The organism is Sphingobacterium sp. xlx-96 (assembly GCF_011007365.1).
Taxonomy (GTDB): domain Bacteria; phylum Bacteroidota; class Bacteroidia; order Sphingobacteriales; family Sphingobacteriaceae; genus Sphingobacterium; species Sphingobacterium luzhongxinii.
Genome location: NZ_WFKM01000015.1, coordinates 101,271 through 123,188, shown reverse-complemented (window position 1 = coordinate 123,188; position 21,918 = coordinate 101,271). Strand labels below are relative to the sequence as shown.

Annotated in this window: 18 protein-coding genes; 6 read left to right on the top strand and 12 right to left on the bottom strand. The window is 39.0% G+C overall.

Going from position 1 to position 21,918, the window contains the following annotated elements:
- Positions 1-85 precede the first annotated feature (85 nt).
- Positions 86-1,093: a LacI family DNA-binding transcriptional regulator gene (locus G7B20_RS18210; protein WP_164112849.1), complete on the top strand. Its 1,008-nt coding sequence runs from the start codon at positions 86-88 to the stop codon at positions 1,091-1,093.
- A gap of 43 nt (positions 1,094-1,136) precedes the next feature.
- Here G7B20_RS18210 and lpdA (G7B20_RS18205) read toward each other — a convergent pair whose 3' ends face one another.
- Positions 1,137-2,525 carry a dihydrolipoyl dehydrogenase gene (gene lpdA / locus G7B20_RS18205; RefSeq protein WP_164112848.1) on the bottom strand — a complete coding sequence of 463 codons (1,389 nt, stop codon included), beginning with the start codon at positions 2,523-2,525 and terminating at the stop codon, positions 1,137-1,139.
- Positions 2,526-2,763: 238 nt separating this feature from the next.
- Here lpdA (G7B20_RS18205) and G7B20_RS18200 point away from each other — a divergent pair, with 238 nt between their 5' ends.
- A complete protein-coding gene (locus G7B20_RS18200; RefSeq protein WP_164112847.1) occupies positions 2,764-3,099 on the top strand; it encodes a DUF3817 domain-containing protein in 336 nt (111 codons plus the stop codon).
- A gap of 26 nt (positions 3,100-3,125) precedes the next feature.
- Here G7B20_RS18200 and G7B20_RS18195 read toward each other — a convergent pair whose 3' ends face one another.
- The 7 genes from G7B20_RS18195 to G7B20_RS18165 form a co-directional block, all read right to left on the bottom strand.
- Positions 3,126-3,536 carry an acyl-CoA thioesterase gene (locus tag G7B20_RS18195; RefSeq protein ID WP_164112846.1) on the bottom strand — a complete coding sequence of 137 codons (411 nt, stop codon included), beginning with the start codon at positions 3,534-3,536 and terminating at the stop codon, positions 3,126-3,128.
- 66 nt (positions 3,537-3,602) lie between these two features.
- A complete protein-coding gene (lpdA, locus tag G7B20_RS18190) occupies positions 3,603-5,009 on the bottom strand; it encodes a dihydrolipoyl dehydrogenase (protein WP_164112845.1) in 1,407 nt (468 codons plus the stop codon).
- Positions 5,010-5,350: 341 nt separating this feature from the next.
- Complete coding sequence (locus tag G7B20_RS18185) at positions 5,351-5,884, bottom strand: plastocyanin/azurin family copper-binding protein (protein WP_164112844.1); 534 nt, start codon at positions 5,882-5,884, stop codon at positions 5,351-5,353.
- A 186-nt stretch (positions 5,885-6,070) separates the two neighbouring features.
- Positions 6,071-7,693 carry a response regulator gene (locus G7B20_RS18180; protein WP_164112843.1) on the bottom strand — a complete coding sequence of 541 codons (1,623 nt, stop codon included), beginning with the start codon at positions 7,691-7,693 and terminating at the stop codon, positions 6,071-6,073.
- Positions 7,690-8,268, bottom strand: coding sequence for a chemotaxis protein CheB (locus G7B20_RS18175; protein WP_164112842.1), 579 nt, complete (start codon positions 8,266-8,268; stop codon positions 7,690-7,692). Before G7B20_RS18175 ends, G7B20_RS18180 begins: the two co-directional genes overlap by 4 nt.
- 82 nt (positions 8,269-8,350) lie before the next feature.
- On the bottom strand, positions 8,351-9,187 hold the full coding sequence (locus G7B20_RS18170; protein WP_164112841.1) for a CheR family methyltransferase: 837 nt from the start codon (positions 9,185-9,187) through the stop codon (positions 8,351-8,353).
- Positions 9,175-12,585, bottom strand: a complete 3,411-nt coding sequence (locus G7B20_RS18165) for a response regulator (protein ID WP_164112840.1) — start codon at positions 12,583-12,585, stop codon at positions 9,175-9,177. The genes G7B20_RS18170 and G7B20_RS18165 overlap by 13 nt, the downstream gene beginning before the upstream one ends.
- A gap of 248 nt (positions 12,586-12,833) precedes the next feature.
- Here G7B20_RS18165 and floA point away from each other — a divergent pair, with 248 nt between their 5' ends.
- The 3 genes from floA (at position 12,834) to G7B20_RS18150 (ending at position 15,443) form a co-directional block, all read left to right on the top strand.
- On the top strand, positions 12,834-13,817 hold the full coding sequence (gene floA, locus G7B20_RS18160) for a flotillin-like protein FloA (RefSeq protein ID WP_164112839.1): 984 nt from the start codon (positions 12,834-12,836) through the stop codon (positions 13,815-13,817).
- Between the two features lie 509 nt (positions 13,818-14,326).
- Positions 14,327-14,845, top strand: a complete 519-nt coding sequence (locus G7B20_RS18155; RefSeq protein ID WP_164112838.1) for a KdsC family phosphatase — start codon at positions 14,327-14,329, stop codon at positions 14,843-14,845.
- A gap of 1 nt (position 14,846) precedes the next feature.
- On the top strand, positions 14,847-15,443 hold the full coding sequence (locus G7B20_RS18150; RefSeq protein WP_205600279.1) for a Maf family protein: 597 nt from the start codon (positions 14,847-14,849) through the stop codon (positions 15,441-15,443).
- A 32-nt stretch (positions 15,444-15,475) separates the two neighbouring features.
- On the opposite strand, the gene G7B20_RS18145 is transcribed toward G7B20_RS18150, so the two are convergent.
- On the bottom strand, positions 15,476-18,121 hold the full coding sequence (locus G7B20_RS18145) for a TonB-dependent receptor domain-containing protein (protein ID WP_240466036.1): 2,646 nt from the start codon (positions 18,119-18,121) through the stop codon (positions 15,476-15,478).
- Positions 18,122-18,292: 171 nt separating this feature from the next.
- The gene (locus G7B20_RS18140) at positions 18,293-18,718 is read right to left on the bottom strand and encodes a hypothetical protein (protein ID WP_164112836.1); all 426 of its coding nucleotides are present in this window, start codon (positions 18,716-18,718) and stop codon (positions 18,293-18,295) included.
- Between the two features lie 317 nt (positions 18,719-19,035).
- Here G7B20_RS18140 and G7B20_RS18135 point away from each other — a divergent pair, with 317 nt between their 5' ends.
- Complete coding sequence (locus G7B20_RS18135; protein WP_164112835.1) at positions 19,036-19,914, top strand: energy transducer TonB; 879 nt, start codon at positions 19,036-19,038, stop codon at positions 19,912-19,914.
- A gap of 71 nt (positions 19,915-19,985) precedes the next feature.
- On the opposite strand, the gene G7B20_RS18130 is transcribed toward G7B20_RS18135, so the two are convergent.
- Positions 19,986-21,305: a carboxypeptidase-like regulatory domain-containing protein gene (locus G7B20_RS18130; RefSeq protein ID WP_164112834.1), complete on the bottom strand. Its 1,320-nt coding sequence runs from the start codon at positions 21,303-21,305 to the stop codon at positions 19,986-19,988.
- Entirely contained in the window at positions 21,298-21,870 is a 573-nt protein-coding gene (locus tag G7B20_RS18125) for an RNA polymerase sigma factor (RefSeq protein ID WP_164112833.1), read from the bottom strand. Before G7B20_RS18125 ends, G7B20_RS18130 begins: the two co-directional genes overlap by 8 nt.
- Positions 21,871-21,918: the final 48 nt, after the last annotated feature.

The following is a 21,918-nucleotide window of genomic DNA, read 5'->3' as shown; positions in this document are numbered from 1 at the left end:
TTTTATATTACAGTACAATTATATTGCGTGTAAACACGAATTTGTGTAGGTTTGGATTAGAGGGGGTAAATAAAACAGTGTCATTATGAAATCGAACAAACCGGCAACGATTAAGGAAATAGCGAGGAAATTAAAAATTTCACCATCGACAGTATCGAGAGCTTTGAATGATCATCCAAGCATAGGTCTGGTCACCACAATGCGGGTGAAAAAGATGGCAGAGGAGTTGAACTATGAACCTAACCAGACAGCTATCTTTTTTAAACAGCGCAAAACTTTTACGATAGGTGTTATTTTACCGGCATTATCTGAGCCTTTTTTTTCTTCCGCCATCAGTGCTATAGAAGCGATTGCGGAAGATAGAAAGTACACGGTGTTGTTAGGGCAGTCATTGGATGATGCCGATCGTGAGGCTAAAATTGTCGCTACTTTTAAAAAGCACCGTGTTGATGGTATATTGATGTCCCTCGGGAAGAATACAACGGATTTGAGCTTTGTAGAGGTTTTAGAGAGTTCGGATATACCGGTAGTATTTTTTGACTGTGTGCCAGAGTCTACCTCTGTCCATAAAGTTTACTGTAATCTGGCTACGGGGATGGATGAAGCTATTGAGGCATTTATTAGTCGCGGACATAAGAATATTGCATTGATCAATGGCCCCGAAACATTGCTTTCGGCGACGGAACGCACAGCTTCTTTCAGGGAAGCGTTAGTAAAGCATGATTACGATTTTAATGATAAGTATGTGGTGCACACAGACCTAACCGAACATGGGAATCATGCTGCTATGGAGCAACTGTGTGTATTGCCTGAGCGGCCTTCTGCTATCGTTTCTTTTAATGATTTTGTGACGTTGGATGTCATCAAGTACGCTAGAAGTAAGGGGATTATCGTAGGTCAGGACATGCATTTTATTAGTTTTGCGAATTATCCGCTGTGGAAATATATGGAAAACCCTCCTTTGGCTAGTATAGAGCAGTATCCCGATGAGCAAGGGAAAAAGGCGGCTGAGATACTTTTCGAAATTTTAGAAAGCAAAGAAAAGGTTGAACCTCAGGAGATAATCTTTTCTTCTAAATTAGTGCTGAAATAAAAAAAAGCGGATTTAATCCGCTTTTTTTATTTTCTATATCCTTTTATAAGTGGATTACTTCGCCGTATGCATCTGCAGCAGCTTCCATAATAGCTTCACTCATCGTCGGGTGTGGATGTACTGATTTAATCATTTCATGACCTGTAGTCTCTAATTTACGGGCTACAACAACTTCTGCGATCATCTCTGTTACATTTGCTCCAATCATGTGAGCGCCCAAAAACTCGCCATATTTTGCATCAAAAACTAGTTTTACAAAACCATCTTTTGCGCCTGCGGCAGAAGCCTTACCTGATGCTGAAAATGGGAATTTTCCAACTTTAACCTCATAACCTGCTTCACGGGCAGCCTTTTCAGTATACCCCACTGAAGCAATCTCCGGTGAGCAGTAAGTACATCCAGGGATATTGTTATAGTCGATAGGTTCAACATGTAGTCCTTTGATTTTCTCAACACAGGTTATACCTTCTGCTGATGCTACGTGTGCCAAAGCTTGACCTTTTACAATATCACCTATAGCATATACGCCATCTATGTTTGTTTTGTAATAATCGTCGACAACTACACGACCTTTATCTACTTTTACGCCTACCTCTTCAAGACCTAAGTTCTCGATATTTGGCATAATACCTACAGCCGAAAGAACAACTTCTGCTTCGATCACTTCAGTACCCTTTGCTGTTTTGATACTAACTTTAGAAAGAGCACCACTTGTATCTACAGATTCAACCTCTGATTTTGTTAGAATTTCAATACCAGCTTTCTTTAGAGATTTTTCTAATTGTTTAGAAACCTCCTCATCTTCCACTGGAACAATTCTGTCCATGAACTCAACGATAGTTACCTTCGTGCCGATAGCGTTATAAAAATAAGCAAACTCTACACCGATAGCTCCTGAACCAACAACTACCAAAGATTTTGGTTGAGTAGGTAGATTCATAGCTTGGCGGTAACCAATTATTTTTTTACCATCTTGTGGAAGGTTTGGCAATTCTCTAGAACGAGCACCGGTAGCTAGAATAGTATGTTTCGCAGTATATTCTTTTGTACTTCCATCCGCTGCTTTTACATCTATTTTACCGCCTTTTTTGATTTTAGCAGCGCCTAATATAACATCGATCTTATTCTTTTTCATTAAGAATTGGATGCCCTTACTCATGCCTTCAGCTACACCGCGACTTCTTTTTACAATAGCGCCAAAATCAGCCTCACCTCCTTGTACTTTAATTCCGTACTCTTCAGCATGGTTTAAATATTCGAAAACTTGTGCACTCTTTAATAAGGCTTTAGTTGGTATACATCCCCAGTTCAAGCAGATCCCACCCAAAGCTTCACGCTCTACAACGGCAGTTTTAAAGCCTAGTTGAGCTGCACGTATAGCTGCTACGTAACCGCCTGGGCCACTTCCAATCACGATGATGTCGTAGTTCATATATTTTTAGTATTTATATTAAACATATTTGCTCCCAAAAATACATCTTTTTATTGAAAGTATCTGTTTTTAAATAGACAAGTGACAGGCATTAATTGCGTCAATCGGTATTTGTATCGGATATATTAATAAAAACATGACATCCAATGAAATAGATTGTCAAAGGGCAGTCAATTCTATGAAATGATTTTTGAGAGGTCAAAGTTTGGTTTATTTTTGCCTGAAATAATTTATCACGATGTTACGTATTTTTCAGCAAGTTGCTCTTTGGGAGGCTATTTCCACCATTATTTTATTCTTTATCGCGATGCCGATTAAGTATGTTTTGCCACATCTTATGGATGTGCCAGATGACATCAGGAATGGTGCTGTACGCATAGCTGGTTCCATCCATGGTTTTTTGGTCGTATTGTTCGTTATTCTTTTGGTGGCGTGTTGGCAAAGTTATAGCTGGAAGTTCACCAGAGTTATTAAATACTTTGTATTATCGTTGATTCCTGTTGTTTCTTTCTGGGTGGAGCGTGACGTAAAGAAGGATCTTGTATCCTTCAAAAAGACAGTTAAAGCGGCTTAATAATTCATACGAATTCGCCAAGGACGTTACGGAGTCTCGTCCTTGGTGAATTTATCGACACTCATATACGCATAGGTTATCTCGGTCTTGCCATGCGGAGTCGGGGTACCGTCTTCATCTAGATTGACAAATACTAGTTTGTCAATAGAAAGTATTGTTTTCCGAGTTATCTTATTTCTAACCTCGCAGCGCATTGTAATCGAAGTACGTCCGAATTCTGTTGCGGTGATACCCAATTCTATAATATCGCCCTGTTTGGCTGAACTGACAAAATTTATTTCAGAAATATATTTGGTGACTACGTGCGGATTTCCCAATTGTACAATAGCGTAGATTACCGCCTCTTCATCAATCCATCGTAGTAGCGTGCCACCGAATAGCGATCCATTTGGATTTAGGTCTTCAGGTTTTATCCATTTACGTGTGTGAAAATTCATAGAACAATTAAAAGGTTAAAGGTAAAAACTAAAAAGGCAAGACTGAACATCTTGCCTTTTTTTATACTAAGCGTGAATAGCTCGATTTGCTGTTGCGGCCAATGCTGCTTCTTTCAGTGCTTCGGTATATGTCGGGTGTGCATGACATATTCTGCCGATGTCTTCTGCGGAAGCCCTGTATTCCATGGCTACTACTGCCTCAGCAATCATATCTGCTGCCCGTGGGCCGATCATATGTATACCCAAGACCTCATCTGTTTCAGCATCAGCTAATACTTTGACAAAACCATCGGTATCTCCTGAAGCTTTAGCACGGCCAGAAGCTTTGAATGAGAAGGAACCTGATTTGTATTTTTTACCTGCCTCTTTCAGTTGCTCTTCAGTCTGTCCTACAGATGCTACCTCTGGCCATGTATATACGACCCCCGGGATCAAGTTGTAGTCGATATGCGGTTTTTGACCTGCAATACGTTCTGCAACATATATGCCTTCATCTTCCGCTTTGTGTGCCAACATAGCACCCTTTACTACATCACCAATTGCATATACTCCTTCGATCGAAGTTTCCAAGTGCTCATTGACTGTGATTTTGTTGCCTCTCTCTTCTGGAGTGATTCCAATATTTTCTAAGCCTAGATCTTTGGTGTAAGCGATACGGCCTACAGATACAATACAGTAATCTCCTTCAAAAGAAACAGCTTGACCTTTACTGTCTTCAGCGGTAACGGTCACTTTCTTGCCTTTAGCGGAAGCTCCGGTTACTTTGTGTCCTAAGAAAAACTCCATGCCTAAAGATTTTTTAAGTACACGTTGGAGTTCTTTTCCTAAACCACCATCCATTGTGCTGATGATAGATTTAGCATACTCAATGACAGAAACTTTGGCACCCAAGCGTGCATAAACTGATCCTAATTCCAGACCGATTACACCACCACCAATAACAATAAGGTGTTTAGGTACTTCAGTAAGGTTTAATGCTTCTGTAGAAGTAATGATACGCTGTTTGTCAATAGGGAGGAATGGTAACGCTGTAGGTTTGGAACCTGTCGCGATGATTACATTCTTACCTGTGATTTCTTCTGTCGTACCGTCTTTTTTAGTGATTTTTATCGTGTTTTTATTGATGAAAGAACCTACTCCCTCGAAAGAGTCTACTTTGTTCTTTTTAAATAAGTAAGTGATACCTGCCGTATTTTGGGCAATGACATCGTTCTTACGATCGATCATTTTCTTAACATCTATTTTAAGACTGCTAAGACTGATACCGTGATCAGCAAAGGCATGAGCAGCATTGTGATAGTGCTCTGATGTGTCCAATAGGGCTTTAGAAGGGATACAGCCTACATTAAGGCATGTGCCTCCAAAAGTGCTGTATTTTTCGATTACCGCTGTTTTTAAGCCTAATTGGGCGCAACGGATAGCGGCTACATAACCACCTGGACCACTGCCTATAACTATAACGTCGTATTGCATGATTGCGAGTTTTAAATTTTGAGGCTAAGTTAAGACTTATCTCTAAGTAATTCCAAAATATTGATTCAAAAATCCCTCTTAAAGTTTCTGTTTATTTGGTTTTATCGCTTTTTAGCGATTTGCTTTGATGTTGAAAAACCATAACGATAGAAAAAAAATCATGATTCTTTTGGATCACCAGTAGGCATAAACCGATCCCGATGTTATCGGGAGAGCTCTTGAATGCCAATGCGAAAGAATAATAGCATGAAAAAAGTTCTTGATGGCCATTGAATACAGACACTTTCAGAAAAAAAGGCACGGAGTCGTGCCTTTAGTATAACGAAAAAAATCCGTTACGATTATTCAGCAACAATTTTTCCCTGCATTACGCCGTAGTGTCCCGGGAAACTACAGATAAAGGTGTATACGCCCTTATCTAAAGTTACAGTGATTTTATCTTGTTCACCTGGACCAAGCAATTTGGTATGTGCTACGATGGATGATAGTGAAGATTTAGGAATGTACTCGTTATCAGCTGCGGCAGACGCTTCACCGCCAAAAGTAGGTAAATCAACACCAGGATTAAGAATCACCAAGTTATGCCCCATTGATTCTTTTGGCATTGAACCTACATTTTTCAATGTTAACTCTAAAGGTTCTCCTGCTTTTACGCGGATCAGCTCCGTGTTAAATTTCATTTGATCGTTACCTTCTACAGTCCAGTTGTTTGAGATCGCTACATTTTCGATACCGGGAACCGTTTCAGCAGGAGATTCCGAAGTTGATTCTTCTGTTGTGTTTTGTGTTGAACTTTCTGTCTTCGTGTTGTTTCCTCCGCAAGCAGCTAGAGTTACAACGGCAGCTAAGGCTGGGATAAAAAATAATTTTTTCATTGAAATGTAATTAAGTTTAAGATTCTTATAAAGACTCTACTGTACGATAGCGTTAAGTTACACCGGGATTGTTGTTAACGATAAACAAATTAAAAACAGGTGTGAATACTGTTTACGCCATTATTCAATTGTTAAATAAAACGTCTAAAGGTACTAAAAATAAAAATCTTAGAGGGCAATTGAATCTCAAAATGTCAATTTGTTGACTTTCTCTGATTCGCATATTTTTGTTATTTTTTTGTAAAGCTCAGCAGGATCAAAAGGTTTACCGATAACTTCATCAGCACCTACTTGAAAAGCTGCTTGTTGTTCATGCTCAAGTACGGATGCCGATATGGTAATAATAGGTGTTTGTCTTCGCGTTGAGTTGACGTTGCTCCTGATTTCTTTAATAGCTTCAAATCCGCTCATGACTGGCATGTGGGTATCCATGAGTACCAAGTCAAAGTTGTCTTTTTCCAAAGCTTCTAATGCCAAGCGTCCATTCTTTACGACGGTAACATTGCAGTCCCAACTCTGTAATATATGTGCCAGCATAAAGCTGTTTAATTCATTGTCTTCGGCAACCAAAACGTTAAAACTTTCGAGTTTAGGGAATTGAGAGTAGGGGAGGTTAATTTCCCTTTTGATTTGTACCTTGTCTTTAACTTCTCTGATGTCTACAATGAATGAGAATTCGGATCCGTCACCGTACACGCTTTGGGCATGCACTTCACCATTTAAAAGTTCAGAAAGGCGTTTTACAATAGCTAATCCTAGACCAGTACCACCAAATTTTTTGGTGATTCCGTGATCACCTTGTTCAAATGCAAGAAATATCTTATCCACTGAGCCGGGCTTTATGCCGATCCCGGTATCACGGACTGAAAACTTTATTTTATGAATATTATCCGTAACATCTAGAGTCTGTACTGACAATGTTATCTTTCCTCTCTCCGTAAATTTTAAACTGTTGGATACAAAATTACTGATGATCTGTTCGAGTCGCAGGGAGTCAAAATGTACATGTTTTGGTAATTCTGAATCGAGTCTTACCTCAAACTCTAGCTTTTTGTCCGATGCTTTGATTTTGAACATCTGCCCGAGGTCTAAAAGTAGATTAGTGAGATGGAAGTCCTCCATTTCGATCTTCATCATACCCGAATCGATCTTTGAAATATCTAAAATATCATTGATAATAAGTAATAACGAATTCGAGGCAATCTCCAGTCGGTTGACCCAATCTAGCTGCTCAAAACTCAGGTTGGCATTTTTCAACATATGCACTATTCCTTTGATACCGTTGATAGGGGTACGGATCTCGTGACTCATATTCGCTAAAAATATTTCTTTAGATTTTCGTGCTTGTTCAGCTTCTTGACTGGCTTGTATCAGTGCCTTCTTGGAATGTTCAAGTTCGATATTCTTTTGGATTATTTCTTCCTGTATATGTATCTGTTTGATAAATGAGGTTACCTTAGCAATGGTGATTTCGGGATTGAGGGGCTTGTAAAGATAGTCTACAGCACCACTTTGTAAACCTTTGATCAGGTATTTGTCTTCTTTCGATATGGCTGTAACCATTACTGCCATGATGTGGCTTGTCTTTGGATTGGCTTTGAGTAAAGAAACAAATTCAAAGCCGTTTATTTCTGGCATTTGAACATCTACCAAAGCTAGAGATATATCGTTTTTCCAGCACAGTTTGAGTGCTTCATTCGGATCAGTGGAGCAGATGATATTAATATTTTCAATATCGGATAAAAGAGCCTGCAGGCTTATGATGTTCTCTTCTTTGTCGTCAAGTATTAATAAGTTGATATTTTTCATGTTAAAAAGAGATTGTAGCAAAAGTAACGTATTATTTCTTGATTTTTAAGTACAGTAGCAGCGGTAGCTTCTTGGATTCCAGAAAGAGGCATTGTATTAATTAAGGCTTCATCTGGATCCTGTATAAATGTCTTTCCTCCAAAATATTCCACGGTACTTAGGCCGCGGGCACCATCTATATTGGCTCCAGAGAATAAAAAAGCTTTACAGTTTTCTCGGTACACTTGAGCGCTCGTTTCAAGAAGAACGTCAATTGATGGTTTTGAAAAGTTAACATGCTCTGAGCTGTCCAGGGAAAATGTTCGGTCCGGCTCGACAAGTAGGTGGTAGCCTGCCGGTGCAAAATAAATATAGCCGTCTCTTATTTCCGTTTTGTCTGTCACAGATACAACAGGTCTGTTCAGTTTTTTTGAAAGACTAGTTTCGATTTTGGTGTTAAATGTACTACTGCGATGAATTACAATACACAAAGCATAGTCTATCTGTTGCGGTAATTTTTTCAGTATTTCAGTGATTAGTGTAAATGAACCTGCTGAGCCTCCAATGATTACTATTTTATCTGCAGTTTTTTTCATCCATTTAAATTGCTTTTTCATTTGCGATGAAACGATCATGATTTATTCATTCCTCTGTTCGATCGAATAAATCATGATCATTTCATCTAATTTTTTGGTAAATATTTAAGGCGTTATCAATAACTTTAAATTTACTCTTTATGGTATGTCCATATAGACTTTCTTTAGTCCCCAAACACAAGAAACCAAAAAGAGCTAATGATTGATAAAATAAATTTAAAGTTCGTTCCTGTAGTTCTTTATCAAAATAGATCATCACATTACGGCATAAGATCAGTTGAAACTCATTGAAGACATTATCTGACACTAAGTTATGTGTCGAAAAAAGCACCTTATTTCGGTATTCATTATTGATTATTGCTGCGTCATACATCGCTGTGTAGTGAGAGGCAAACTCTGACGGTAGTCCTGATTTGTTATAGTTCTCTGTATATGACTTGATTTTCTTTAACGGGTAAACTCCTTTTCGGGCAAAGTCCAACGCTTTAAGACTGACATCGGTTCCGTATATAAAGGATCTATCTAATAAATTATTTTCTTTCAGCAATATCGTGAGAGAGTAGGCTTCTTCGCCTGTAGCACAACCTGCACTCCATATCCTCAATTGCGGATAGGTCTCTAAGTAAGGGAATATCTTAATTTTTAACTGTTTGAAAAAATCGGGATCCCGGAACATCTCCGTTACATTGACGACCAGTTCCTGTATGAAATAATTCTCAAATCCGTCGACATTTAGTATCGCATTTTTTAGATCGAGTAAATCTATTTTTTCAACCATGAGAAAGCGCTCTACCCTTCGTTTTAATGAAGACTTGGAATATCCTGTAAGATCGAAGTCAGAGATGTTCTTCAGTAAATAGATGACTTCATCTAAATCAGCGAAACTGATGAATTCACTTTTATTTGCTACCCTAACCATACCTGCATTAATGATGTTAACTTGTCTATATCGATAGGCTTGCTGACATAATCATTAGCTCCTATTTGTATAGATTTCTCCCGATCGCCTTTCATTGCCTTGGCCGTGACGGCTAGAATTGGTACATTTTTATATTTTAGGTCCTCACGTATTATTCTGATGGCTTCGTAGCCGTCCATTTCAGGCATCATAATATCCATCAGAATAATGTCGACATTATTGTCTGGATTACTCATGATCTGTACAGCCTCTTTGCCATTATTGGCAATCTCAATATCCATCTCAAAACTTTGCAATGACGTAGTTAAGGCAAATACATTGCGCATGTCGTCATCGGCGACAAGAACCCGCTTTCCTTTTAAATTGGTTGTTTGTTGGATATTCCCCATATTCTTGATGGGTTGATAGGAGGAATCATTGATCTTGTTTAGAAAAAGATTCACTTCATCTATTAATCGGTCGCTTGATTTGTCTGATTTTAGAATCGTTGCTCTTGCATCTGCGATGATCTGATCATATTGCTCTTTAGGTAGCTCATAGGCTGTATTGATGATGATTGGAATATTTACTAAACGGGGTGTTTTTTTTATTTTTTCAATCAGATTTAGACCATTCCCATCCGGAAGTTGCATGTCAAGAATAATACAGTCAATATTCGTTTCTTCAGAGAGTTTGTCCCATGCTGCAGCTAATGAAAACGCCTGAATGACGTTGATGCTATGGTCAGCAAATGAATCCTTGATAAAATCACTCTGAAGCTCCTGATCCTCGATCAATAAGATTTTTTTGACGGCCTGACTTAGGTTAAGATTGATGGTTTCAAAAGTATGCTGGATCGTATCTGCTGTCACTGGCTTGTGCATAAATCCTATAGCACCTTTTTCTAAGAAATCTTTTTTATTGAAAGTCGCTGCAGACATCATGTGTACAGGAATGTGTTTGGTCACAGGGTTTTCTTTGAGAAGTCTTAATACTTCCCAGCCATCAGCTATAGGAAGCATAACGTCAAGGATGATGGCGTCAGGAACGGTTTGTTGTGCTACCTCTATTCCTTTGGCCCCATCATGTGCAAGACTGACCACAAATCCGTACTCTTCGGCGAAGCCCTTTAAGATATCAGCAAAATTGATGTCATCCTCTATAATCAGAATTGACCTTTCTTTTCCTATATCCAATGGTTTACTTTCGATAATTGGCATTACCGAGCTAGTTTGTATTTCTTTTTTCTCTATGGGCAGTTGTGTTTTTGGTATAACTATAGTTTCAGATATAGTTTCAGACGGCGTATAAGGGATGATCAGGGAGAAAGTACTTCCTGCTCCGATCCGGCTTTCCAGCGTAATCCTACCTCCGAGTAGGGATGCTATTTCACGACTAATGGATAGACCTAGTCCAGTCCCACCATATTTACGGCTTGTGGAGCCATCTTCTTGTCTAAAGGCTTCGAAGATGAGTTCTTGCTTTTCAGATGAAATACCTTTCCCAGAGTCCTTGACCTCAAAGCATAGATTGTTGGCTTGCATTTTTATGCTAAACTCTACCGTACCGTTAAAGGGCGTGAATTTAAATGCGTTTGAAAGAAAATTTTTGATAACCTGTTGTAAGCGATACTCGTCACATAAAAAGTGTCTAGGTACATCGTCGGCTATTTTTGTTGTAAATGTTATACCTTTATCTTTCGCTACTGCTTTAAAGAGTTCTTCGGTGTTGCTCGCAAAATCTTTGGAATATATTTTTTCAATGTTTAAGTCTATTTTTCCTGATTCTATCTTAGCTAGATCCAAAAGTTCGTTGATCAATTCAAGGAGGTCTGTGCCCGCCCCATGTATTACACTGGCGTATTTTACCTGCTCTGTGTTTAAGTTTTTTAATTTGTTATCCTGCAATAGCTTTGCCAATATCAGAATGCTGTTGAGTGGAGTCCGTAGTTCGTGGCTCATATTGGCCATAAATTCAGACTTATATTTGCTGGCTTGCTGCACTTCTGCTATTTTTTGCTCCACGACTCTGTGGGCGTTGTTTAAGTCTGTATTTCTTTTTTCGACTTCGGCAGCTTTTTGATTGAGTTCCAGATTGGTTTGAGTGAGTTCTTCTTGTTGTACACGAAGCTCTTCTTCAGAGGATTCCAAAAGGTGTGTTTTATGTATTAATTCCTCGTTGGTGATTCGTAGTTCTTCCTGCTGTGCCTCTAGCTCCTCTGTCTGTCTTTGCGTTTCTTCCAGCAATTGTTCGACCAATAGATGGCTCTGTCCAAATTTGATACGGGTAGCGATCAATTTACTGATTCGTGTCAAGAAATCTTTATATTTTTTTTGTTTTTCAGGGGGGCATAATGATGCTATTTCAATGATGCCGAGGCAATGGTCCTCATGTATCAATGGCGAAATGAATACAGTAGCTGGTAATTGATGGAGTGTAGCCGTATTTGTATTTAAATGATTCGTGTCTTCTATTTTTTGTATGACAAAGCTTTTATCTTCTGCGATTTTGCCTAAGAAACCTTCTCCACTTACAAAATTTTCAAGATTTAGTGTGTTTTTTAGACCTAAAGCTGCAGTTCTTTCGAATTGGTAAGAGTCCAATTTTCTTATATATATTGCAATCGCCTGTATTGAAAGGTGTTCGTTGAGTAATTTGACGACGATCTGGCTTATTTTATAGCTGTCATCAATACCACTTATTCTGTCTGCGAGATAAGCACTTTTTTCCAGGACCCAGTTTGTCTCTTCAATTTGTATTCGAGCCTCCTCAAACTCTTTGTTTACACTCTTCAGTTCGTTGCTGGATTTGCGGAGTTGCATGAGGATCTGGAATATTTTATAGAAGGAATAGGCAATCATTAGTAAGCTGATGATAATCAGGCCTATCGTAATGTTTTCAACATCGTTGATGTCTTTTTCGTTTTTTACCATCTCTATTGCTCGATTAGCAATAACAGATTCTATAAATATGTTGGTCGCTTCCAAGTTTTTTTTCTCCTCTTTGAGCCAATAATTGATCGTCTCATCCTTGGTTAGTCCTTTATCAGGTGATGACAATGTGTTTAATACGGTCTCAATACGGTCAATGAGGTGTTTTGCGTTTTCGTTGTTCTGAGAGCTTAGCATCTTTACATTTGCGACTTGCTCTTCTAAGTTGTCGATATTTTTAGAGATTTCGACTTCAGCGCCGTTGATTCCCTTTATGAAATCTATCCTTGCTCTAGTTAAGTTATAAAATTCTTTGTTAACACTTGTAGCTAACTGTAATTGTTCTTGCGAGTTTGTTATTATTTCGTCGTTTCTAAACATGAAGTTAGAAAACTGACTAAATAAATGTATGATTGACAACAGGATAATACTGGTAGCGATGCCAATGCTTATAAAAACCTGGGTTTTTAATTTGTTTCGTTTATTCATGTTTATGGTATCTAGACTGTTTTTTTGATCCATTAGGATTAGGATAGACGTATACAAAGGTATATAATAGTTTAATTTCTTTATACGTATTGTTAATAATATAAAGCATAATAATGCACGAAAAACTAAAATAAATTAATATCTTTAAAAAGCTATTTTATTTTCAATATATGAAATATCCATGTCGTAGAAACCGGACAAACACCCATGAATATTACATAAGACTCTAAAAAACAAATTATTTACATATGAATCCTGACGTATCTTTAATTTTAACCATCATCGGTGCTGTTATAGCCCTATTTTTTCTGTTTTATTTATTGCCTGTTAATCTATGGTTTACAGCACAATTGTCCAATGTACGGATTAGTCTTTTGAACCTGGTCTTAATGCGTTTACGTAAGGTGTCGCCGGCATTAGTTACCAATGCAATGATTACATCAACAAAAGCCGGATTACGTATCAGTACCAACGATATAGAGACGCACTATCTTGCTGGAGGAAATGTTAATAAAGTAATAAAGGCTCTAATTTCGGCTGATAAGGCTAATATTCCTTTGGATTTTAAGTTAGCGACCGCTATTGATTTGGCAGGACGTGATGTTTTCGATGCTGTTCAGCTTTCCGTTAATCCGCAGGTTATAAATACACCTCCAGTAGCAGCAGTTGCAAAAGACGGTATTCAATTAATTGCCAAAGCGCGTGTTACGGTACGAGCGAACATTAATCAATTAGTTGGAGGCGCGGGAGAGGAGACTATACTTGCGCGTGTTGGCGAGGGTATTGTTACTACGATAGGTTCTTCGGCCAATCACAAGGAAGTTCTAGAGAATCCAGATCGTATATCGAAAACTGTATTGTCCAAAGGATTGGATTCGGGGACGGCATTCGAGATATTATCTATTGATATTGCTGATATTGATATCGGGGAAAATGTAGGGGCAAAGCTACAGACTGATCAGGCGGAGGCTGACCTTAAGGTTGCTAACGCGCGCGCTGAAGAGCGTAGAGCTATGGCAGTAGCAAGCGAGCAGGAAATGAGAGCCAAGGCGCAGGAAGCAAAGGCTAAGGTTATTGAAGCCGAAGCTCAGGTGCCCTTAGCGATGGCTGAAGCTTTCCGAAGCGGCAATTTGGGTGTGATGGATTATTACAAAATGCAGAATATTCAGGCTGATACAGATATGCGTTCTTCTATATCTAACCCGAAGGGGAATGATAAAAGCAAATCGTAAGATTCGTGTTGTTTAGAGTTGTCTTCATTTCGGTGCATATTTTTTGAAGTCGGAATGAAGACAGTTTTTTCTGAAAGGAGGTGTTCCAAAAGCAACCCACGTCGTCACTGCAATAGAATAAATCAGTCTCTGGATTACCTAGAAATTGTTTGGTACCTTGCAAATCCGAGAAATAAAACTTTCTGAAAAGGTTTATTTTAGCTCGTTGTGATGTTGGTTTTTGAAAAAAACAAAACCTTGACGATGGGCGCCAAGGTTTGCTACTAACCAATTATAAACCTAAATTATGAAAAGACTATTTTATAAACAACTCATTATATTTCCGAATTGTTAACACAAAGTTACGTCAAGAAATGATAGGAGTCAATACCTTTGATAAAAAAAGTTGTGAAAACAACTACTTTGTGACAAATTTTTGATGTTTATGGTTTATATTGATAAATCTGTGGCTATTATGAGTAAATAAACGATTTAGCATATATGATTTAATCTTTACCTTTGTGTCTATTATGATTTATTCAACGCTGAAAAATATAAAATGTGTCGTTTTGGATGTCGATGGTGTCTTGACAAATGGCGAGATTTTAGTGACGGAAAGTGGCGATCAGCTACGTACATTTAATGTGAAAGACGGTTACGCAATTCAATATGCTACCCAACAAGGTTTATTGATTTTTGTAATTACAGGGGGACGTTCTCAGGGGGTTTTGAGCCGCTTGGAAGGCCTTCGGGTATCGGAGATACATTTAGGGGTTTCGGACAAATTAGGGCTTTTGCAGGATCTCGCCATCCACTATGGGTTGAGTTTTACTGAGATTGCGTTTATTGGCGACGATATGCCTGATTATACGTGTATGCAGCAGGTTAGTGCAGCCATTGCACCAGCGGATGCTGTTGAAGATATTAAAAAACTCAGCCACTACGTCTCTTCCAAAAAAGGGGGAGAAGGTGTTGTCCGAGAGATCATCGAAAAGATTTTGCGACTTCAGGATAAATGGCATTCCGATGTTTTTATAAAAAGTATTTGATATGTTGTTAGCAGAAGTTATGCATCGGATCCCGGTTATATTGGGGTCCCAATCACCACGTAGAAAAGAGCTTTTGGCATCTTTGGATCTGAGTTTTGAGGTGTTGGTGCGCGAGATTGAGGAGGTTGTACCCTCGCATGTACTGACAAGAGATGCGGCCGAATACATAGCGGTAGAAAAGATTAAAGCTTTTTCCGATTCTGAATTTTATGATCATGTTATTATTACGGCAGATACTGTTGTTGTAGACAACGCGGATAGGGTTCTTGGCAAACCTAAGGATGCGGCTGAGGCAAGGGAAGTTTTGTTAGCTTTGAGCGGATGTGCACATATTGTTTATACAGGGGTGGCAATAGCCTATCGTGGCGAAGTAAAAAGCTTTACCAGTATGACTGTAGTACGTTTTAGATCATTAGAGGTCGCTGAGATAGACTATTATCTGGATAAATATAAGCCTTATGACAAGGCGGGATCTTATGGTATTCAAGAATGGATAGGGCGTATAGGTGTGGTTTCAATCGAAGGGTCTTTCGAAAATGTCGTAGGGCTACCTACGAGTCATCTTTATAAAGAACTCAAGCAGATGTTTATCAAATAAAAAAAGGGCTGTTTTTGAAAACAGCCCTTTTTTTATTTGATATGGTATCTTACTCCCGAGTAGAACATTCTACCTGTAAGAGGCCCCCATAATAGGTTGGTGTCAAAGTACTGTCCAAATGGTTGATCAAAACCAAGTATTGGATCCTTTTGGTAATAGTTGCCAAGATTCTCTCCTCCGATATAGATATCAAAATTTTTGTTTCTACCTAAAGTTTTGCTGACTTGGGCATTCATCGTTACATAACCTTTCGAATGTGATGACAACTGGAATTCTACAGGATTAGCAGCTGTCGACGGCATTCTTTTTTCTCCCATAACATTTAATGTATAGTCAAATGACCACCCACTGTGTAGGTTATAGGCTAGGTTCATAAAACCTCTGTGTTTTGCTGTCAATGGTTTTTGTAAGCGCCCATTTTTATAGTCTGTCTGCACGTCTAATAGACGGTATGCAAAGCGTGCCTCAAAGTGCTGAGCCGGCATAAAGCGTAGTTCTGTTTGTAGGCTGTTTGAGAAAGATTTTCCATCCAAGTTATAGAAAGAAACTGTTCTTGCATCCTCGAAGTCGATAACAACTTGGTCTTGAAAGTTGTTATGAAACAATTCCATCGAAAAACCAGCTTCCCTTCCAAATAATTGAAAGTTTTGGTCTAATGACAAACCAGTATTCCAAGATACTTCGGGTTTCAAACCATAAGCATTATTCTGATTCGCTAAAGAAGCAAAATCTATAGTACGGCTAGAGGCAAAGATACTCATGTTTTCTGCGAAAATATTTGCAGTGCGCTGACCTCTTCCAGAACTAAGACGAAGTGTAGTTGTCGATGTAGGAGCATACCGTAAAACGGCTCTTGGCGTAGTAAACCAGCCGTATAAGGAGTTGTAATCCTGACGTAATCCCAATACAGCGTCAAAATTTTCAGCAGGACTGTATGTATATTCCGCGAATGCTCCCGTGACAGCCTCTTTTCTTTTAAAATTAAAGGTATTCACCGTTTCGTTGTAATCGTCATACGATACCGATGCACCAATTTTATATTTATGAGCTACCGAACCAATAACATCTTGAAAAATAAGATTAGCATATCCACTGTTTTGTTCACTTAGATAATTGGTAAGTCCGAAGTAGCTGTCCTGTTTATAGTTTGATCCTGACAACTGTAACCCCACGCTTCTTAATCTATTTTCAGGGAACACATACCCAATTTTAGCAAAGCCTTCAATACGCTGGTTGTCAAAGCCTAGGCCATAGCGGTTAGTTGTTCCTTTGTCGGTAGACTTATCAAAATCGGTTTGTCCTCCCGTGCGGTCATCTTTTAGATATTTAACACCGAACTGCGCAATTACACCCTTGCCATCTTCGTAATGCCATCTATTAATTCCCGAGAATAGGTTTCCTATAGGTACATCTCTAAAGCCATTGTCGCTATAGTTCATGTTCTTGTTGTACATGAAGTTGTCGTGTAATAAGAATCCGACAGACCATTTGTCGTTGAGTTTTTGAGCCAAGTTTAAGTTTACATCCGTCCGCCCAATATTATTAGCATAGGCATTGAAAAATAATTTGTCCGAATCGTGTGGTTTTTTCAATTCTACGTTGATTTGTCCGGCCATATTTTCAAAACCATTTACTACCGATCCGATCCCTTTAGAGATTTCGATCGAATTGATCCATGTACCAGCGATACTATTGAGTCCTAAAGGGGTAGCAAAACCACGAGGTCCTGGTAAGCCTTCAACTGTAAGTTGTGTATAGATACCGCTAAGACCTAGCATCTGAATCTGTTTACTACCCGTTACAGCATCGTTACTCACTACGTCTACAGAAACATTCGTCGAAAAACTCTCGCTAAGATCACAACAAGCGGCTTTGAACAACTCCTTTGTTGTCAATACTTCCATTCGATTAGGCTTTAATCTGTCGATGTATGTTGATTTTCTGCTTCTAGATACTATTACTTCAGACAGTACATTGTCTTTTGAGTGGATTATTAAAACTTCATGTAAATCCTTAACTTCTACGGTGTCAGGCGTCATTCCTGAATGGGAGAAAATCAAATGTTTATATCCTTTTTCGTGTTTAATTTTAAATACGCCGTTTTCATTACTGGTCGTTTGTTTTGCTGGATATTCTAACCATTTAATATTAACGCCTGCGATAGGAGTCATTTCTGCTTTTACATCTTCATTTACCACGACACCAGTCACAATATGATCGTGGTTATGGTGTTCTTGTTCAGCTCTAGCCCCCCCTTTTTTATTGTCCTGACTGTGTTCAGCATGGTCATCGTGATTATGTCCGGCATGATCATCATGGTCATGTTTTTCTTCTTTAACAGCCCCTAGTCGCTCGTAGAGACAACATTCATGAAGTTTGGCATAGACCTCATCCGTTGTTTGTATTAAAGGTGTATCGTGACCTGCGTTGGCAATAGCTTGTTGAAGCTGCTTGAGATTCACTTGTTTTGAGTTGTATTTGGTCGTTAGTTTATGTGTTTTTAGGTCCCAAACGGCAGATTCTACACCTTGTATCTTTGCAGCAGTTTCGATCCTTTTTTTACACAGACCACAGTTTCCTGGTACTTCAAATATTGCCGTGCTATCAATTTGCGCGATACTAACCTGCGCTAGGAAAACAAATATAATTAATGATGTTATTTTGTATATAGTATTCATATATGTATTTAGTTGGACTTTTATAGCCATTAGATTACCTCGAAATATAGAGGCTGAATATATCCATGTAGTTGATTTTTTGAACATGAATAATCCATATAGATTCTCTTAAGTGACGAAATTATAAAGCATGACTATTGATGCTTAATATTGCCATCTGAAGATTCTATTCTAAATCCTAAAAATACAATTCAATAGAAAAGTCGGTGGAGAGGAGTTTGCACAGACAAAGCTATTTTTTAGAGGAAGCTTTTCTTTTTCCTTTTCCGACGCCACTGGTTTCGAATTAATCCAAAGCCTTGTCAGGATAAAGGGGGCAAAATGCACCGAAAAATGTGATTGTCCAGAAAATAGTTTATTAGCCAGCTGATCGATTTTAATCTCAATATCGCTGCATTTGCCATCGGAACATGTCTTTTGGTGCTCTGAGCCGGGTTTTTGCTCTTCTTGTTTTGCGCATAGTGGGCACGCGTCATGCCCTGCTTTTTCGTAGATACTAATTGATGTCCCTCCACAGCAATGATGCATGTACACCGAGCCCCCGAAAGAAACAGTGGTGTAGATCATACATATTAATACGGCTAGAAATCTTTTCATCGCTGGCAAATATAAAGTAAAATAAATGATAAAAAATACGATATACTTGCAACATTATTGTTATCTTGGTGTTAGCTAACCTTTAACTAATTATTATGATAGATTTTTTTGATCAGCCACTGGTGGCCATAGCCGGTATTGTGGGGCTAGTTTTAGCAGCTCTTTTATTGCTTAAAGTGTATACCAAGTTTATGTCGCGTGTCCAATAATTGACAGATTTCCCTCTTAGGGAGGACCCTTGAGAAATTTTTTATGGAAAAAGCGAGAGGGGGGCATCATAGCATTAAACAGCTTTATAAACCTTTAATTTTATTGCTATGCTATTTTCAGAGTCAGTTATTTTCAACAAAGAATGGATGGATGTCGTTTTTGTTGGTCGGAACAAAGCTTATGGAGCCTATCAGTTAAGACTTTTTGGAGAGAAAGCGATCCAGATTTCATTAGGTGGGGTTGTATTGATAGTTGCTGCTCTGTGTGGGCTATCTTTCATTGAGCCTACGTCGGAAAACATGTCGAATCAGCCAACAGCTACTATGAGCCTGACTGTTGTGGAGGTTGATGATTCCTTGCCATTGGAGGAAGAGATTGTCAGGCCTAAGGAGCCGGAAGGCGACGTACAACAGGTATCACAGGATGTACCAGCTGTCGATCTGGTAAAGTTTACAGAAATAAATCCTACAGATGCAGCGTCTGTCAAAGAAGATGTGATCGCTACGTTAGAGACCTTAGCGCCCAAGAAGATGATTGCGGCTATTTCTATTAAGGGTGAAAAAGGTGGTACCTTGATTCCTAAGGGGACGTTTGGCAAGGAAAAGCGAGAAGGGGCTTCCGTTGGCCGTTCTATAGGAGATGTGACAGGTGGTGGTGGTAAGAATGGTACATTTACATCGGTAGAAATAATGCCCATGCCCCCAGGAGGAATGAAAGCGTTTGTGGATTGGGTGGCTGTTAATTATCAGTTCCCATCGGCAGCTGTAGACAATGAGGCTGCTGGTGTGATACAGGTTTCTTTTGTCGTTGAGAAAGATGGCGGACTGAGTTCCTTTGAGGTGATTAGAGATTTGGGATTCGGTACAGGAGATCAGGCTATAAAACTGTTGAAAAAAGCGAAGAAATGGAGCCCCGGTATCCAAAATGGTATTCCTGTTCGGGTTGCTTACACCTTGCCGATTCGGCTTAGTACGATTCAGCAATAATAATCGATTGTCATTTCGAATAATAGATTTCAATTTGTTATCTCTCGTTCGAAATGACTTCTGAGAAATATTTATAGAGATTTTATTTGCAGATAAATGTTTTTCCAATCGGTTCCTCTTTTCCAAGATGGCCCCTTTTCTACTAATGAGATTACTTTTGAATTTAACGTTTTGTCAGAAGACTTCAATACAGAGATGCGAATCGGAGTACCCTTCTTATCCAATTCCATTTGGATATTAAAAGTGTAGTTGGTACTAGTGTGTTTTGCAAGTTCTTCATGAAAATAAGCTAGGTATTTTTCCCATCCGACAGAAGGTATGCTCTTGTTGATTTTTGCTGCACCACTGGCATCCACCTCTTCCGATCTATTTTCTTTTGGGGATAGTAAGATAGTTTGTTCGCCACTTTCAGCAGCAATTTCCCTTGCATTGTAGCCATTAGCATTGATTTCCAGATTTTTTTTGCTGTTTGCAGCATACGCAAAACGCCCCTCTGCATCGGTGACTACCACATTGTCGTTTTGCAGATCTTTTACAGCAGCTCCAGCCAGGGGTTGTCTAGATTGTTGATCAATAACCTGACCCAATATAAAGCTGGTTTGTGGATCTAAGCCCATATTACTGAGCCTTGCTCTCATCTGTGCTGCTGATGGCGTATTATTTGGGTTAACACTTACCCGAGCGTCAGGGACTTTAGACTGAAGCTGCCTTCTAGAGTTGGACGCCAATAAGTTTGATTTATCTGTAGCTTCTGTGTTGATCATAATCACATCACTCTCGTGTTTTGGATGTCCTAAGTTTAACGTTTCAGCTATATCTTGCGAAAGCTCCACATTTTTTTCCACCGGCGTATACGCTAGTATATGTTTTTCATGGGGCGTGAGCGATCTATTTCCTGAAGACGCTTGTTCTTCGCTCTGTCTGTTTTCCGGATGCGTTGTTGAGGGCTGTGGTGTTACATGGGACAACACCTGGTTGGTGCTGTCATTTGCTGTAGCTTCTAGAATGTCAGCCTGAGTAGGAGCACTTATTGATTCAGGGGCCTTACTTGCCATAGCTTGCTCTGTTTTAGGGGTGTTGTTCTGTTGGTTCCAGAACAAAATTCCTACGGTAGCTAGCAATATTATTGAAGCAGCAATCTGGAGATATCGATTGTACCATATGGGGCGTTTAAGACTTTGTTGTTGCGTGCGCTGATCAATCTGTTGGCGGATGCTGTGTAGTAGTATAGGATCCGATCCGTGTTCTTTCTCTATTTCCATTCCCATAAGTATATCCATCAGCATCTCATCCTCATGAGCAGCACGTTCTATTTCGTGCATTTCTCGTGCAGATAATTCGCCATTAACATACTTGCGTAGTTGGTCCATATCGAAAGTGAATTTACGCATTGGTTTTATCCATACAGTTTTTTAAATTTCTTTTTCCGTTCTGAATGTAGCTTTTCACTTCATTCATGCTATACCCTGTTATTTGCGCGACTTCTTTGTAACAATGCTCGTTGATAAAAAAAAGATCCACGGTTACCTTTTGCTTTTCCGGAAGCTTTTCTATGCAATGTTCCAATAAAGACAGCCTTCCTTCTTTTTCAGCATAGCTTTCTTCCTGATGCATATTCGTGGGAAATTCCACAAATTCGTCCACAGAAATTTCTAATTTGCCTTTTTTTGATCGCAGATCCATTAAGCAGTAGTTTTTGCTTACCACATATAGCCATTTCGGAAAACTTGCAATATCCTGTTTTTTAATTTTGGTTATCAATTCTTCAAAGATTTGCATCACACTGTCTTTGCTTTTTTCCTCGTCTTTGAAGTAGCGTAAGCATACGTAGTATACCATTTCGGCATGCTTGCTGTACAAAATGCCCAACGCTTCCATATCATTAGCCTGAAGATACCGTCTCAATAAGACAGTGTCTTCTTCGTTCGGAGGAAAGGCAGGATTGTACAGTTTCATAAAATTGCGCTCAAATTAGTGCTTTTTTTTCAGAGTATCAGTTATTTA

What these genes read in the sequence shown, in the direction of transcription:
- lpdA (WP_164112845.1), bottom strand. Translation starts at nt 5,009, where the DNA reads ATGCAATACGACGTTATAGTTATAGGCAGTGGTCCAGGTGGTTATGTA.
- G7B20_RS18200 (WP_164112847.1), top strand. Translation starts at nt 2,764, where the DNA reads ATGTTACGTATTTTTCAGCAAGTTGCTCTTTGGGAGGCTATTTCCACC.
- lpdA (WP_164112848.1), bottom strand. Translation starts at nt 2,525, where the DNA reads ATGAACTACGACATCATCGTGATTGGAAGTGGCCCAGGCGGTTACGTA.
- G7B20_RS18175 (WP_164112842.1), bottom strand. Translation starts at nt 8,268, where the DNA reads ATGAAAAAAACTGCAGATAAAATAGTAATCATTGGAGGCTCAGCAGGT.
- G7B20_RS18155 (WP_164112838.1), top strand. Translation starts at nt 14,327, where the DNA reads ATGATTTATTCAACGCTGAAAAATATAAAATGTGTCGTTTTGGATGTC.
- G7B20_RS18165 (WP_164112840.1), bottom strand. Translation starts at nt 12,585, where the DNA reads ATGAATAAACGAAACAAATTAAAAACCCAGGTTTTTATAAGCATTGGC.
- G7B20_RS18210 (WP_164112849.1), top strand. Translation starts at nt 86, where the DNA reads ATGAAATCGAACAAACCGGCAACGATTAAGGAAATAGCGAGGAAATTA.
- G7B20_RS18180 (WP_164112843.1), bottom strand. Translation starts at nt 7,693, where the DNA reads ATGAAAAATATCAACTTATTAATACTTGACGACAAAGAAGAGAACATC.
- G7B20_RS18170 (WP_164112841.1), bottom strand. Translation starts at nt 9,187, where the DNA reads ATGGTTAGGGTAGCAAATAAAAGTGAATTCATCAGTTTCGCTGATTTA.
- G7B20_RS18145 (WP_240466036.1), bottom strand. Translation starts at nt 18,121, where the DNA reads ATGAATACTATATACAAAATAACATCATTAATTATATTTGTTTTCCTA.
- G7B20_RS18140 (WP_164112836.1), bottom strand. Translation starts at nt 18,718, where the DNA reads ATGAAAAGATTTCTAGCCGTATTAATATGTATGATCTACACCACTGTT.
- floA (WP_164112839.1), top strand. Translation starts at nt 12,834, where the DNA reads ATGAATCCTGACGTATCTTTAATTTTAACCATCATCGGTGCTGTTATA.
- G7B20_RS18135 (WP_164112835.1), top strand. Translation starts at nt 19,036, where the DNA reads ATGCTATTTTCAGAGTCAGTTATTTTCAACAAAGAATGGATGGATGTC.
- G7B20_RS18195 (WP_164112846.1), bottom strand. Translation starts at nt 3,536, where the DNA reads ATGAATTTTCACACACGTAAATGGATAAAACCTGAAGACCTAAATCCA.
- G7B20_RS18130 (WP_164112834.1), bottom strand. Translation starts at nt 21,305, where the DNA reads ATGCGTAAATTCACTTTCGATATGGACCAACTACGCAAGTATGTTAAT.
- G7B20_RS18185 (WP_164112844.1), bottom strand. Translation starts at nt 5,884, where the DNA reads ATGAAAAAATTATTTTTTATCCCAGCCTTAGCTGCCGTTGTAACTCTA.
- G7B20_RS18150 (WP_205600279.1), top strand. Translation starts at nt 14,847, where the DNA reads ATGTTGTTAGCAGAAGTTATGCATCGGATCCCGGTTATATTGGGGTCC.
- G7B20_RS18125 (WP_164112833.1), bottom strand. Translation starts at nt 21,870, where the DNA reads ATGAAACTGTACAATCCTGCCTTTCCTCCGAACGAAGAAGACACTGTC.